This is a genomic window from Actinoplanes sp. NPDC049548 (assembly GCF_040676695.1).
Taxonomy (GTDB): domain Bacteria; phylum Actinomycetota; class Actinomycetes; order Mycobacteriales; family Micromonosporaceae; genus Actinoplanes.
This window is the reverse complement of the sequence record NZ_JBFAPM010000019.1, coordinates 60,118-74,753: the sequence shown is the minus strand read 5'-3', so window position 1 is coordinate 74,753 and position 14,636 is coordinate 60,118. Positions and strand designations below refer to the sequence as shown.

The 14,636-nt window shown below is 72.2% G+C and carries 12 protein-coding genes; 1 reads left to right on the top strand and 11 read right to left on the bottom strand.

Annotated features, from left to right (window positions below):
- Positions 1-18: 18 nt before the first annotated feature.
- The 11 genes from AB0J80_RS29980 to AB0J80_RS29930 all read right to left on the bottom strand — a co-directional run bounded on the left by AB0J80_RS29980 (position 19) and on the right by AB0J80_RS29930 (position 13,867).
- On the bottom strand, positions 19-1,053 hold the full coding sequence (locus tag AB0J80_RS29980) for a hypothetical protein (protein ID WP_364711489.1): 1,035 nt from the start codon (positions 1,051-1,053) through the stop codon (positions 19-21).
- 153 nt (positions 1,054-1,206) lie between these two features.
- A complete protein-coding gene (locus tag AB0J80_RS29975; protein WP_364711487.1) occupies positions 1,207-2,601 on the bottom strand; it encodes a glycosyl hydrolase family 18 protein in 1,395 nt (464 codons plus the stop codon).
- 53 nt (positions 2,602-2,654) lie between these two features.
- Positions 2,655-3,893 carry an ABC transporter ATP-binding protein gene (locus AB0J80_RS29970; RefSeq protein ID WP_364711484.1) on the bottom strand — a complete coding sequence of 413 codons (1,239 nt, stop codon included), beginning with the start codon at positions 3,891-3,893 and terminating at the stop codon, positions 2,655-2,657.
- A 27-nt stretch (positions 3,894-3,920) separates the two neighbouring features.
- Positions 3,921-4,790, bottom strand: a complete 870-nt coding sequence (locus AB0J80_RS29965) for a hypothetical protein (RefSeq protein WP_364711482.1) — start codon at positions 4,788-4,790, stop codon at positions 3,921-3,923.
- A 54-nt stretch (positions 4,791-4,844) separates the two neighbouring features.
- Positions 4,845-5,060: a hypothetical protein gene (locus AB0J80_RS29960; protein WP_364711480.1), complete on the bottom strand. Its 216-nt coding sequence runs from the start codon at positions 5,058-5,060 to the stop codon at positions 4,845-4,847.
- 3 nt (positions 5,061-5,063) lie between these two features.
- Entirely contained in the window at positions 5,064-8,222 is a 3,159-nt protein-coding gene (locus tag AB0J80_RS29955) for a M50 family metallopeptidase (protein WP_364711477.1), read from the bottom strand.
- 211 nt (positions 8,223-8,433) lie between these two features.
- Complete coding sequence (locus tag AB0J80_RS29950) at positions 8,434-9,909, bottom strand: trypsin-like peptidase domain-containing protein (protein ID WP_364711474.1); 1,476 nt, start codon at positions 9,907-9,909, stop codon at positions 8,434-8,436.
- Positions 9,910-9,991: 82 nt separating this feature from the next.
- Positions 9,992-11,548: a HAMP domain-containing sensor histidine kinase gene (locus AB0J80_RS29945; protein ID WP_364711473.1), complete on the bottom strand. Its 1,557-nt coding sequence runs from the start codon at positions 11,546-11,548 to the stop codon at positions 9,992-9,994.
- Between the two features lie 6 nt (positions 11,549-11,554).
- Positions 11,555-12,271: a response regulator transcription factor gene (locus AB0J80_RS29940; protein ID WP_364711472.1), complete on the bottom strand. Its 717-nt coding sequence runs from the start codon at positions 12,269-12,271 to the stop codon at positions 11,555-11,557.
- 67 nt (positions 12,272-12,338) lie between these two features.
- Complete coding sequence (locus AB0J80_RS29935) at positions 12,339-13,016, bottom strand: lysophospholipid acyltransferase family protein (RefSeq protein WP_364711470.1); 678 nt, start codon at positions 13,014-13,016, stop codon at positions 12,339-12,341.
- Positions 13,017-13,102: 86 nt separating this feature from the next.
- On the bottom strand, positions 13,103-13,867 hold the full coding sequence (locus AB0J80_RS29930; protein WP_364711468.1) for a GNAT family N-acyltransferase: 765 nt from the start codon (positions 13,865-13,867) through the stop codon (positions 13,103-13,105).
- Between the two features lie 108 nt (positions 13,868-13,975).
- Here AB0J80_RS29930 and AB0J80_RS29925 point away from each other — a divergent pair, with 108 nt between their 5' ends.
- Positions 13,976-14,626: a hypothetical protein gene (locus AB0J80_RS29925; protein WP_364711466.1), complete on the top strand. Its 651-nt coding sequence runs from the start codon at positions 13,976-13,978 to the stop codon at positions 14,624-14,626.
- The last annotated feature ends 10 nt before the right edge of the window (positions 14,627-14,636 follow it).

The following is a 14,636-nucleotide window of genomic DNA, read 5'->3' as shown; positions in this document are numbered from 1 at the left end:
TCCCTTCGGGCTGCAAACTTACGATCGGCCTCCGCACGTGCCGTCGGAGTCGGTGTTGCCGCCCAGGTCCACGATCCGAGCCCACACCGCACGGCAGTTCTGCGACCCATGGCTGGTCGTGTTGCCGCTGACCACTGTCCGCTCCAACGTGACCCGACCGGGACCGAGAGGGTTCTCCGGGCCGGGAACGTAGCCCAGCGTGATGTTGATCCCGCCACCACCGTCCTCGGCGTAGTTGTCGGTGACGGTCGAGTCGATCACCGCCACGGTCTCGGTGCCCCGCACGTCGATGCCGCCGCCCAGGCCGGCCAGCTCCCCGGGCCGGGTCGGGTCGTAAGGGTTGGTCACGCGGTTGCCGGTGATCGTCGATCGCTCGATGCGCCCCCGCCAGTCGAAGCGGAGGCCGCCGGCCTCACCGGCCTCGTTGCCGTCGACGAGGCTGTCCCGGAGGGTGAAGGAGGTGAACGGGATGTTCTGCACCGCACCACCGAAGCGGGCCCGGTTGCCGGTCAGCCGGACCCTCTCCATCGTCAGGTCGGAGGAGTTCAGCGCCGCGCCGCCGCCGTAGTAGTTGTAGAGCGACGCCACCGGAGCCGACACGCCGCCGGTGATAGTGACGTCGGTGATGGACGCCGGGTTCAGGACGGTGAAGACGCGGTCGAGCTGGGCGCCGTCGATGATCGTGCGGTCGCGGCCCGCGCCCGTCACGGTGGTGGGCTTGAAGATCTTCAGGTTGCCGTGCGCCGCGTCGGCCAGGGTGTAGTCGGTGAAGGCCTTGCCGAACAGCGGCGGGATCGAGAGGGCGAACCGGCCCGCCGGGATGACGATGGTCGAGCCCGGGGCGGTGTTCGCCTCCATGATGGCCGCCCGCAGGGTGCAGGCCCCGTCGTCGGCGGCGCATCGCCCGTCGCCCGGCTCGCGGTCGGGCGCGTCGCTCGTGCTGTCCACGTGCAGCTGGAGCGCCGCATCGCGGGGTGCCGCCTCGGCGGGCGACGCCACGGCGACGGCCGCGACCAGGGCGCTCAGGGCGCCGATCACTGTCGATGTCCTCATGACGGGCCAAGTTACCGACGAGTACCGGTCGAAACTCGGAAATGCCCGATCTATTCACATGCCGCCAGCTCCCCCGCCGGCCCTTGCGCCGTTCAAAGTCGACGAAAGAGGCGACGGCCCGCACGCGGCAGACCGTCGCCTCAGGCAGGTTCGTCAGAGGGCGTTGAGGAACAGCTCGTGGCTGTTCCGGAACTCCCACCCGTAGAACTTGTCCCAGTTGATCGACCACGTCATCAGCCCGCGGAAGTTCGGGTTGGTGCCGCTGCGCACCGTGTACCCACCGCAGTTCGAATTCTTGACGAGGCAGTTCACCGCCTGCTGCACTCCGGCCGGGGCCACGTACCCGTTGCCGGCGCTCACCGAGGACGGGGCTCCGAAGGCGACCTGGTCCTCACGCAGGGCCGGGAACATGTTGGCGGTGTTGCCCGCGACGGGGAAGCCCGCGAGGAGCATGTCGGTCATCGCGATGTGGAAGTCCGCCCCGCCCATGCTGTGGTACTGGTTGTCCAGACCCATGATCGAGCCGCTGTTGTAGTCCTGGACGTGCAGCACCGTCAGGTCGTTGCGCATCGCGTAGATCACCGGCAGGTACGAGCCCGCCCGCGGGTCCTGGCCGCCCCACGGGCCCGAGCCGTAGTACTGGTAGCCGAGCTGGACGAAGAAGGTCTCCGGGGCCATGGTCAGCACGAAGCCCGCGCCGTACCGGGCCTTGAGGGACTTGAGGGCCGCGATCAGGTTGACGATCACCGGGGTGGTCGGGTTCTTGAAATCGGTGTCGCCGGTGTTCAGCGACAGCGAGTGGCCCTCGAAGTCGACGTCCACGCCGTCGAGGCCGTACTTGTCGATGATGGCGCTGACCGAGCTGACGAACTTGTCGCGGGCCGCGGTCGTGGTGAGCTGGACCTGGCCGTTGGCGCCGCCGATCGAGAGGAGGACCTTCTTGCCCGCCGTGCGCTTGGCCTTGATGGCGCTGATGAACTCCGCCTCGGTCTCCACGCCGGGGCACTCGGTCGCCGGGCACAGGGTGAAGCGGATGTCGCCGGAGGTCGCCGAGGTCGGCTCACCGAAGGCCAGGTTGATGATGTCCCAGTCGGCCGGCACGTCGGCCATCCGCAGGTAGCCCGAGCCGTTCGCGAAGCTCGCGTGCAGGTAACCGATGAGCGCGTGCTTCGGCAGGCCCGTCACAGGAGGCGGGGTTGTCGGTGGCGTGGTCGGCGGCGTGGTGGGAGGAGTCGTGGGCGGGGTGGTCGGCGGGGTGGTCGGTGACGTGGTGGGCGGGGTGGTCGGCGGTGTGGTGCCGCCGCACGCGCCGTTGTCGATCCACACGTCCCACTGACCGCTGTGGGTAGCCGGGCTCTCGTTCTGGGTCCACCACTTCGCGGTGTAGTTGTGACCGGACTGCGAAGCGGTCATGTCCTTGGTGTAGACGGCCGTGGGGCTCCAGGCCGCCGCGCAGGCGGCCGCGGCATCGGCGGAAGAGGCTATGTAGACGACGGAAGCGGACGCCGCGAGCAGGGCAGAGGCGGCGAGAAGCAGGGATCGGCGCATGGGGGGATGGCCTCCACGTCGGTATATCGACAGTTGGCCAATTATTAGGACTGTTAACTGATTCTGTCCAGAGCCGGTTCCGCAAATCTGATCCGCTGCCCCGAGCGGTCGAACAGCAGGAGATCCTCCACCCGTACGCCGACAGTCAGCTCCTCGCCCGCCGCCACGCGCCCCGGCGCCGGCACGCGGACCATCACCTCGCCCAGAGGTGGCGGCTCGGTCAGGTCGTGCGCCGGATGCAGGCCGTACGGTGACCGGTCGGCGGGCGTCCGTTGCCGGGGCACCGACGGGATCTCCAGGTGCGACGTCTCCACCGGCGTCGGCACGCCACCCACGTCGAGGTGGGCGATCAGTTCGTGCCCCAGGTTCTCCACCGAGCGCACCGTGCCGTTCAAGGTCATCGGGCCCGGCGCGTCCACCGGCAGCGCCCGGATCGCGACCGTCACCCGCGCGGTGTGGTGCCCGCCCAGCGCCGCCGTCCGCGGATCCCCGGCGGGGAACTCCAGCACCTGCGAGCCCAGGTCGAGCAGCACCCGGTCGGCGTCGGCGTACACGGCGGCCTCGAGGAGGCTGGTGCGCGGCGTGCCGACGAAGGCCGCGACGAAGACGGTGTCCGGGTCGGCGTACACCTGGGCCGGCGGACCGACCTGCTGGAGCACGCCGCGGCGCAGCACCGCGACGCGGTCGGCCATGCTCATCGCGTCGACCTGGTCGTGGGTCACGTAGATCGTGGTGACCCCCAGCCTGCGGGCCAGCGCCACGATCTCGCCGCGGAGGGCGGCCCGCGAGGTGGCGTCCACGTTCGACAGCGGTTCGTCCAGCAGGAACACCGACGGGTGCCGGACCAGCGCCCGGGCCATCGCGACCCGCTGCTGCTGGCCGCCCGACAGGTGCTGCGGGTAGCGGCTGAGCAGGTCGTCCACGCCGACGAGCCGCGCCACCTCGGCGACCCGCGCGGCGATGTCCGCGGACGGCATGGGCCCGGCCCGCAGCGGAAAGCCGATGTTCTGCGCGACGGTGAGATGCGGGTACAGCGCGTACGCCTGGAAGATCATGGCGATTTCCCGGTCGCGCGGCTCGATCTCGGTCACCGGTACGCCGTCGAACAGCACTTCGCCGCCGGTGGGCTGTTCGACGCCCGCCAGCAGCCGCAGCAGCGTCGACTTGCCGCAGCCGGTCGGGCCGAGCAGCACCAGGAACTCGCCCGCGGCCACCTCCAGGTCGACGCCGGCCACGGCCACCGTGCCGTCGTCGAAGACCTTCGTGAGGGCCCGGGCCGCGATAGCGACCATGCCTCCCATAGTGGGGGCCGGTCGGTCCTAGTGCCAGACGGAGCGGTCCAGGAAGCCGTCGCCGTCGTCGTCGAACATGCGCTTCTCGAACGTGCCGTCGTGGTCCTTGTCGTAGTCCGCGTAGTCGACGCGGTTGTCGAGGTCCTTGTCGACGCCGACGAAGTCCGTCCGCCCGTCGTCGTTGAGGTCGACGAGAATCTCCGCGCCGCCGCCGCGGTGACCGCGGTAGGTGGACGCGTCGAGCCTGCCGTCCCCGTCCGCGTCGACCCGGTTGTGGTAGCCCTTCGGCGCCCGGAGCTCCTCGGCGTGGCCGTGGCCGCTGTGCGCCTCGCCGAACCCGCTGCGTGGAGCGTCGCCGAAGCCCGAGACCGCCGGCAGGCCGTCCAGGTCCGGGCCTTCCTCCGGCCCGGGTGCGGATCCCAGACCCGTGTGCGCCGGTACGCCGCCACCCCCCGCTCCCCAGGCCCCCGGTGCGTCGCCCAGGCCGTGGGCGGGGTGCTCCACGGCGGCGTTCGCGACGAGTCCTGCGGCCGTACCGAACTCCGACCACTCCCCGAGCCCGGACTGACCCGCGGTGCCCGGACCGATCCCGGCCGCGCCGTCGGCGGGCACCGCCGCGCTCCCCATGGAGGGACCGGAGTGCGCACCGATGCTGTCGGTCACGGAGCCCAGGCCGCCGAAGGAGCCGAACAGCCCGAAGGTGCTGGACTTGGTGACCCGGTCCTCGACCGCGGCCAGCGCCGCCCCGGCATCGGTGCCGATCTGCTGATGCAGGATGTCGACCTCGGCGGCGTCGAGCGCGTAACCGGCCAGTGCCGTCCGAGGGTCGCGGGCCAGGTGCGCCTGGAACGCCGGGTCGGTGAGCAACCGTTCCAGCACGGCGTCGAAATCGCTCATGGCCACCAAGCTAGGCGGCGGCGTCCACCCGGCGGTATCCCACGGTCGTGCCGATCAGTCCAGCTCCGGCATGGCGACCGGCTGCGGCCGCGGCCGGCAGGTGCCGCACTGGACCGCGTCCTCCACCACCAGCGCCTCGGCCCGGTCCCGGCTCGCGGACCGGCTGACCTGGAGAAGGTACGGCCCGAAACGCGCGTGGTCCTCGCACACCCCGCGACCGCAGAACCGGCAGCTGCCGCGCGCCGCCTTGGCGCAGAAGAAACAGAGCACGGCTCATCCAATCACGGGCGGCGTGGACGTCGACGTGGACGGCGACGGGTTGGTGGACGGGGGGTCGGACGGCGGCGTGGACGGGTCGTCCGTGGGCCGGGTCGTGGTGGGTGGCGTCGTGGGCCGCGTCGTCGGCCGCGTGGTGGGCCGGATCGTGGTGGGCGGCACGGTGGTCGGCCGGGTCGTCGGTGGCGTGGTCGTCGGGTCCGGCTGGTCCGGGGTCACCGGGCGGGCCGGGTCGGTGGTCGGCTCCGGCGCGGCGGTCGTCTCGGTCGGGGTCACGGATCCCAGCGACGGCGTCACCGTCGGCAGGTCGGAGGGCTCCTCGGCGGGCGACTCGCTCGGCGATCCGGCGGGCGGTTCCACCGGTACGCCGTCGCCGCAGCTGAGCGTGCTCGCGTCAGCCGTCGCGGGGGCGCCGGCCACGTACACGCGGCCGGTCGCGACGCTGACCGCGCCCGGGTCGACCGCGAACCACGCGGCGTCGTCGTTGGTGACCTCGCCGCCGGACGCCCGGGCCACGCTCAGGTTGAGCGGCTGGTACGCCCCACTCGTGCTGCCCGTGTCGGCCAGGATGCGCCCGCTGCGTACGGTCAGCGCACCGTGCGGCACCCGCCGGCGCCCAGCGTCGGTGTAGAGCCGGCCGATCTCGGTCTGGGTACCCGCACAGAGCAGCGTCGCCGAGCCGCCCTGGAAGGTGAGCCGGCCGGTCGACTTCGCCGGCACCAGGACGACAGCACCCTGGTCGACGTAGCGACGGTCGCCCTCGGCCAGGCGCACGGTCCGGCCATCGATGGTGGCGGTGACCGTGCCGCGGTCGGAGGTCAGCAGCGCCCGGTCGGTGGGCATCTCGGCCCAGGCCGGCCCGGGTGCGAAGTTCATCGCGGTGAGCAGCAGCGACAACAGGAGCAGCAGGAGCACGAGCCACCACATGCGGCGCTCGAACCGGCGGTCCACCTCGGGGTCCTCGGTGCCGTCCGGCGGCCCCGGCGGCACCGCCAGCGGCGGGTAGACGCCGGCGGAGTGCACGCCGGTGGCGGCTGCCGCTCGGTCGGCCATGGCGGGCCGGGCGAGCCGCCCGGGCGCGCCGACCAGCGGCGGCAGGTCGGCGGCGTCCGGGATCACCCAGAGCCGGGTGGGCGTGCGCGTCTGCGCGACCGCACCGGGGCTGCCGTCCCCGACCGGCCCGATGAGCGTGCCGCGGCGCAGCTCCAACCCGTCGGGCATGGCGATCACGCCGGACTCGACGACGACCGCATGGGTGGGTCCCGGCAGCTCGACCGGCGCCCCGGGCTCGAGGTCCACGGGGTGGGCGGAGGCGATCAGCGCGAGCCGTTCGTCCCCGGCGAGCCCGGCCAGCGCCGGCGTGTCGGCGAACAGCGCCTCGGCCTCGGCCCGGTCGACGGGCGGCGGACCGGGCAGCGGACCGACCACGGTCGCCACGGTCGCGGTCGGTACGGCCAGCAGCGTGGTGCCCGCAGTGTGCCAGTCCAGCGAGGTGGGCCGGCCGGTGAGCGCGTTGGCGAGGCCGACGACCCCGCCCGCGCCGACGTGGTGGCGGATCGTGCCGCCCGGGTCGCCGGGCTTGCGGGCCTGCATGGCGCCGTCGACGACGACGTACACGGCCTGCTGGGTGCTGCCCGCCAGCACCATCTGGGTGCCGGACGGTGGGCGTACCCATCGGGCTCGTGCGGCGAGACCGGCCAGCGCGGCCTCGGGCAGGCCGCCCAGGTCGGAGGTGCGCAGGGCGGCGAGCCGGCGCGGCGCGTCCGCTTCCCGCCGCTTCTCGGTGGCGCGCACCCGGGCACGCTGCCACCAGCGCGCCGCCCAGGCGACGGCCAGGTAGACCAGCGGTACGCAGAGGCCGCCCACGACGAGGACCAGCAGGAGCTTTCCGCCGGCCCCGCTGTGCCAGAGCCCGGTGGCCAGCCCGGCCACCCGGTCGGCCCAGATCCGGTACGCGAGGTTGGCCGCGATCGCCAGCCAGAGCACGGCCAGGATGCCGTAGAGGGCGACGATGCGGCCCTCCCGGTCCAGTCCGCCCCACGCGGGCGGGCGTCCCCGTAGCCGCGAAGTGACCCAGGCGAGGCCGCGGCCGCGCAGGTTGGGGATCTCCAGCCAGTCCATCAGCAGGTAGTAGCCGTCGAGTGCCAGCAACGGGTTCAGGTTGAACAGCACGTTGAGGTACCAGACGAAGGCGAGCTTGAAGGCGAGCGGGCCGAGCGCGGGCACGGCCAGCCCGACCAGCTGCACGGAGCCGGCGAGGATGAGCCCTGTCGCCGGCCCGGCCGCGGTGACCAGCATCCGTGCCCGCCGCCCGGCCATCCACACGTCCGTGGTGTCGACGAACACGGAGGGGATGCCGAAGTACACGAGCAGGCCGGCGGCCGGGACCTCGCGTCCGGCGTGTTTGGTGGCCAGGGCGTGGCCGAGCTCGTGGCTGGCGAGGGCGAGCAGGTTCAGCAGCAGCAGGACGACGGCGCCGAGCAGGTACGACCCACCGGTCAGGAACACCGCCTGGCTGCCCCGCCACCACGTCGCGACGAAGAGCCCGACGCCGGCCAGCGCGAGCACCGACAGCACGATCGCGGCCGCCTTGGTGAACAGCAGCTTGCCGCCACCTCGGTAGAGCGCGGTGATGGCCCGGTCGATGTCGAGGACGAGCATGCGCCGCCCGCGCGCGGCGGCGAGCAGTCCCCTGCCGACCCGCTGGGGCAGCGGCTTGCGGTCGAGCTCCTGCAGCGGGCGGAAGGCGTCGACCGGCAGCTCCTCGAGCATGCGGTTGCCGGCGAGGTCGGCGACGACGCGGCGGACCTGGTCCGGCGCGAGCCGTCCGGCGAGACGGGCGAACTCGGCCACGAGGCGGGCCACGGTGTGTGTGCCGTCCATCATCAGCGCGAGCTGCCACTCCTCCGGCGTCAGCCGCAGATAGCAGGCGCGGCCGCCGTCGTCGGGAGAGCGGAGCATCACGTACGTGGCACCGCGGACGCTGGTCAGCTCGGCGGCCTCGACCCCCGCCCGCAGCACCGGCTTGGCCCGTGCGGGGTTGAGCCGGTCGACGACCGCGCCCCACAGGCCGGGGTCGGCGGGTCCGAGTGGCTCACCCGGCGGGCGTCCCGCCAGGGCTTCCCAGACGTTCATCCGGGTTTCGACGTAGGTCACTCGGGTCGGCCTTCCACTCCACGATGGCGAATGGAGAGTAGGCGGTCGGCCGGGCCGAACGCGAGCCCCCGATTTGCCGCTGAACAGGATATATCGCTCAGAGTCGACAAAAAGGTGCGGTGGGTGGTCATGACCAACCCCCTTGGTCATGACCACCCACCGCGTGGGGAGGTGGTGCCGCTCGATGGCCCGGCGGCACCGGGATGCGTCTTCAGGAAGCCTCGGCGAGCGTGGCGTTGACCGTCTGCTCCTGGCCGTTACGGGCGAACGTGATCGAGACCTTGTCGCCGACCTTGGCGGCCTGGATGATCCCCACCAGGTCGTCGGAGTCGTTGACCGCCTTGCCGTTCACCGACTTGATGACGTCGCCCTGCTCGATGCCGGCCTTCGCCGCCGCGCTGTTCGGGCTCACCAGGCTGACCTGGGCGCCGCCGCCCTCGGCCTCGGTGACGCTGACGCCCAGCGCGGGGTGGCTGACCTTCTCGCCCTTCATGAGGGCCTGCACCACCGACTGGACCTTGTCGCTCGGGATCGCGAAGCCGAGGCCGATGTTGCCGTTGCTGGACCCGGAGGTCGCGATGGCGGAGTTGATGCCGATGACCTCGCCGTTGGTGTTGACCAGCGCGCCGCCCGAGTTGCCGGGGTTGATCGGGGCGTCGGTCTGCAGCAGGCCGGACATCGACTGGGTGCCCTGCGACTGCTGCTGCTGACCGCCGAACGGGTTCTGCGGGGTCTGCTGGTCCTCGCCGCCGGACTGGATCGTACGGTCCTTGGCGCTGATGATGCCCTCGGTCACCGAGCCCTCCAGGCCCAGCGGGCTGCCGATGGCCAGCACGGTGTCGCCGACCTGCATGCCCGCGCTGGAGCCGAGCTTGGCGGGCTTGAGGTCGTCGACGCCGTCCACCTTGACCACCGCCAGGTCGGTCCGCGGGTCGGTGCCGGTGATGGTGCCCTCGGCCTTCTTGCCGTTGGCGAAGATGACCGTGACAGTCTTGCCCTGCGCGGTGGCGACCACGTGGTTGTTGGTGACGATGAAGCCCTGGTCGTTGAGGACGACGCCGGAGCCCTCCCCGCTGCCGGTCGTGATCGACACGACGCTGTCCTTGACCGCCGAGACGATCTGAGCCAGCGACGAGCGGTCGACGACCCGGGTGACCGGGGAGTTGGCGGTCTGCAGCGTGGCCGGCCGGCTGTCGTCGTGGAGCGCGAGGGCGGTGGCGGCGCCGACTCCGCCGGCACCGAGGGCGATCAGCAGGGCGAGCGCGCCCGTCACCAGGGTGCGACGGCCCCGGCCGGACCGGGCCGGATCGCGCTCGGGCTCGCTGCCGACAGAGGCCGCCCAGATCGGGGCGTCGGCGCGCGGCGCGCTGTTCCACTGCTCCTGGCCGGGCTGCGGCCCCTGGTAGCCGCCGGCGTAGGCGGGCTGGGGAGCCGTCTGCGGATACTGCTGTGCCGGGTAGGGCTGACCCGGCACGGGCTGCTGGGGGCCCTGCTGCCACGGCGACGCGGGCGGCTGCGGCTGCGCCTGCCAGGACGCCGGCTGGCTCACCACGGGCTGCGGGGCCGTCGCGTCGGACTGTCCCCGCTCCGGGCTGCTACCTGCGGGGAAGGCGTCCGCGGGCCGGTGCGACTGCTCCTCGGAAGAGGAGTTCTCGTGCCGCTGCGGGTTGGTCTCGTGCTCGTTCATGGGGACAACATTGCCCCCGACCGCTCCGACTGACCTGTGCTGACCCTGAAGGTTTTCTGTGAATGGCGAAGCGCCCGGAAGATCATGATTCGTCCGGAACGAGGGCGGGCAGAGAGACCCGGAAAGTCGCTCCCTGACCGGGTTCGCTGATGACCTCCACGGTGCCGTGGTGGGCCCGGACGATGGCCGCCACGATGGCCAGTCCGAGGCCCGTCCCGGTCGCCTCCCGGTCGGTACGCCGGGTCCGCGCCTCGTCCGCCCGATAGAACCGCTCGAAGACGTGTTCCTGCTGCTCAGCCGTCAGCCCGGGGCCGGTGTCCGCGACCTCGACGACGGCCCGGTTGCCCTCCCCGGTGGACAGCGACAGCGTCACGGAGGCGTCCTGCGGGGTGTGCCTGATGGCGTTCGTCATCAGGTTGCCGATCACCTGCCGCAGCCGCGCGTCGTCCCCGTACGCGACGAGTCGCTCGGGCGCGTCACGGATGTCCAGCGTGATCGTCCGATCGGGCGCGATGGCCTGCGCCGCCTGCACCGCGTCCAGCGCGAGCACAGGAAGCTCCACCGGCGCCAGCGTGACCGGCCGTTCCCGGTCGAGCCGGGCGAGCAGCAGCAGGTCCTCGACGAGCAGCCCCATCCGGGCCGCCTCGTCCTCGATCCGGCGCAGGATCTTCGCCGTGTCCTCGGGATCGGCCACCGCGCCCTGACGGTAGAGCTCGGCGAAGCCACGGATGGACGTCAGCGGGGTGCGCAGCTCGTGCGAGGCGTCCGCGACGAACTGCCGCATCTTCTCCTCCGAGCGCACCGCTCGCGCCTCGGAAGCCTGGGCCGCCTCGGCCGCGTCGCGCGCCTGCGACTCCGCCGCGCGGGCTGCCGTCTCCGACAGCGCCCGCGCGGTGAAGGCAGCCTCGATCTGCGCGAGCATGGCGTTCAACGCGCGCGACAGCCGGCCCAGCTCCGTCTGTGGCTCACCCTGGTCGGGTTCGGGATCGGGTACGCGCTGAGTAAGGTCCCCGGCCGCGATGGCAGCGGCGGTGCGCTCGATCTGCACCAGCGGGATGAGGCTCTGGCGCACGATGGCCGCACCGACCGCCGCGAGCGCGAACAGCACCCCCGCCCCCACCAGCGTGTCGACCCAGACCAGCCGCCTGATCGCGTCGTCGATCCCCACGAGCCGCTGCGCCACGTGCAGCACCGACCCGTCGACATAGGTCACCAGCATCCGCCAGTGCACCTGACCGTCCGCCGAATGCGCCGTGTACGGCTTGCCGACGCGCTTGTTGACGTTGTCGACGCCCTTGACGAGCGGGGGCAGCTGCGACGGCTTCAGCCTCTGGTCGTACTTCTCGTTCGCCGGGTTGCCCACCCCGTCGACCGTGGTCAGGTTGACGTAGTAGTCCGTCGGCAGGATGACCCGCTCGTTGTAGTCGAGCACGTCCAGCACGTGGGTGAACTGGTCCAGCTGCTGGTCCATGCGACTGACCAGGTAGGTGTGCAGGGCGTACGTGCTCGCGGCGCTGATCAGGGTCAGCGCCGCGAAGACCAGGGCGAGGACGGAGGCGACGAGCTTGGTGCGCAGCGGCACCCGGCGCAGCCCGGTCTGCAGCGGGACGTGACTGCGGACCCGGTCGGTGAGGGTCACCGGTGCTCAGACGGCGGGTTTGCGGAGCACGTACCCGACGCCGCGGAGCGTGTGGATCAGGCGCGGCTGCACGTTGTCCACCTTGCGGCGCAGGTAGGAGATGTACGACTCCACGATGTTGTCGTCGCCCCGGAAGTCGTACTTCCACACGTGGTCGAGTATCTGCGCCTTGGAGAGCACCCGGTTGGCGTTGAGCATGAGGTAGCGCAGCAGCTTGAACTCCGTCGGCGAGAGCTGCACGCGCTGGCCGGCGCGGTAGACCTCGTGCGTCTCCTCGTCGAGCTCGAGGTCGGCGAAGACCAGGCGCGAGGGCTCCTCGTCACCGGCCGTGGTGCGGCGCAGCACGGCCCGGATGCGGGCGGTGAGCTCCTCCAGGCTGAAGGGCTTGGTCACGTAGTCGTCGCCGCCGAGGGTGAGCCCCCGGATCTTGTCGTCGGTGCCGTCGCGGGCGGTCAGGAACACCACCGGCGTGCGCTGGCCGCCCTCGCGCATCAGCCGGATGACCTCGAAGCCGTCGAGGTCGGGCAGCATGACGTCGAGCACGACGAGATCGGGCGTGGCGTTCTTGGCCGCGCTGACGGCGGCGCTGCCGCTGGTCGCGGTGCTGACGTCGAACCCGGCGAAGCGGAGACTGGCGGAGAGCAGCTCAAGGATGTTGGCGTCGTCCTCGACGACGAGGAGCTTCGCCTCGCTCTGCTTGCCCTGGGTCTGTGTAGCGGCCATGGGCTCCATCTTCACGCAGGTCGCTGCGGTCGCGCTGCACGCTGCCTGAAAGTTTTCTGTGAGCGCGCTAAGCGGCGAGGCCGAAGGTCGCGGTGCGGACCCCCGCGGACGCCTGTGCCGCCCGGGCCAGGGAACGGCGGTCGGCGCCCGGTTCGGGGCGCAGTGCGGCGGATCCCACGAGCGTCACGGTGAGTCCGCGCAGTGCTGCCACGCGGCGTACCGATGCCCACAGCGTGTCGTCACCGATGAAGGAGGCGGACGGGGACGCGTACCGGATGGTGATCGGCATGACGGGGACCTGAGCGTCGACCGCGGCCTGGAACACCGCGGGTCGGAACGCGCCGCCCTCGGCGCCGCAGAACGTCGTGCCCTCCGGGAAGACGGCGACCGAGCGACCGGCCCGCAGCGCCGCAGTGACCTCGCCCACCGTCGCGGGAAGGCGTTTCGGCCGCGCGCGGTCGACGAAGATCACCCCGGCGGCCCGGGCCAGCGCACCGACGGCCGGCCACGTGCCCACCTCGCGCTTGGCGACGAGCGTCATCGGCGCCACCGCGAGCAGGGCGAGCACGTCCAGCCACGAGACGTGGTTCGCCACGAGCAGGCTGCCCGGCCGCGGTGCCGGGCCGCGCCACACCAGCTTCACCCCCAGGGCCGCGAGCAGGGCGCGGGCCACGGTCCGCAGTGCGACGCCACGCAACAGCGGCACCAGCATCAGACCGCTGATCAGTACGGCGGCAGCAGTCACCAACCGCACCACCGTGGCGGCCCCGTTCACGGCATCGTCTCCCCCGGGCCGGCACTGTGGACCGCACGCCGACACGGGCTGCCAGATCATCGCGTGGCTCCCAGGAAGTGCCGCCGGTAGCGGCGGTCCATCCGGTCCATGGAGAACAGCACGTAGAAGTCCGCGCACTCGAAGTCCGGGTCGTACGCGGGCTCGCCGCAGACCCAGCTGCCCAGCCGCAGGTAGCCCTTCAGCAGCGGCGGGGGCTGCACCCTGGGATCGCCGACGAGCGTGGTCCCGGCCAGCCAGTTGTGGCGCGGACGGACCCGCAGCGCGGGCGGTGACATGTGCCGGCTCTGCACCCGGGCCCAGACGCCGGCGGCCGTGTGCCCGCCGTCGGCGAGCGACACCGACGCGCAGCCGCCCAGCCAGCGCAGGTTGTTCAGGTGCAGGTAGCGCGCGATGCCGGCCCACATGAGGTTCACCACGGCGCCCGAGCGGTGGGCGGGGTGCACGCAGGAACGGCCGGTCTCCACGAGCTGGTCGCGCAACGGGCGCAGGCCGCTCAGGTCGAACTCGCCGTCGCCGTAGCGGCGGCCGGCACGCGCGGCGCCCTCAGGGGTCATCATCCGGTAGGTGCCGACCACGTCGCCGGTCGCGTCGTCGCGGACGATCAGGTGGTCGCAGAAGTCGTCGAACTCGTCCACGTCCCGCCCGTCGGCCGTCGCGCCCCGCAGGGTGGCGCCGAGCTCGGCGGCGAAGACGTCGTGGCGCAAGCGCTGCGCAGCCGCGACCTGACCGGCGTCGTCGGCGATGAGGAGCGAGTAGCCGGTGGTCCCGGTGGGTGCGGCAGCGGTCATCAGTACCGTCATGAGAACTGTGTAAGGCTCGCGATTGCCGACGGCGTGGCGCACCGGGTGGTGCCGGGTGACCGCTGAGTGAACGCCTTTGTGTCGCACGCGCGTGAGAGGGTCTCCGGCATGCTGATCCCCGCGCGTTTCCACGGCCCGCCCGCCTCCGGCAACGGCGGATGGTCCGCCGGGGCCTTCGCCGTCGCCTCCGGCGCGGGCGCCGACGGCCGGCCCTTCCAGGTGACGCTGCGTGTCCCACCACCGCTGGACACCGAGCTGACCGTGACGGACGGCAAGGTCGTCGACCCCGCCGGCACGCTCGTCGCCGAGGTGGTGGCCGATGCGGACGCCGGTCCGGGTGTGCCGTCCGCCGACCCTGCCGCGGCCGGTCCCTATCCCGGCCACACCGAGCACCCGTTCCCCACCTGCTACGTCTGCGGCCCCGACCACCCCGACGGCCTGCGGATCTTCCCGGGCCCGCTGCCCGACGGGCGGCTCGCGGCGGCGTGGCGGGTTCCGGCCGACGTCACGGTCGAGACCATGTGGGCCGCCCTCGACTGCCCGGGTGGTTGGTCGGCCCTGCAGACCGGCCGGGTCTACCTCCTCGGCCGGATCGCCGTGGCGGTCGACGCGCTCCCCGCTCCGGGCGACCTCTGCGTGGTCGTCGGCGCCCCGGTCAGCGCCGAAGGACGCAAAGCCATCGTGGATTCCACCGTGTACGCCCCGGACGGCACGCGGATGGGACGAGCACGGGCCACATGGATAGCGCTGAACCGGTAAGTTGATCCAT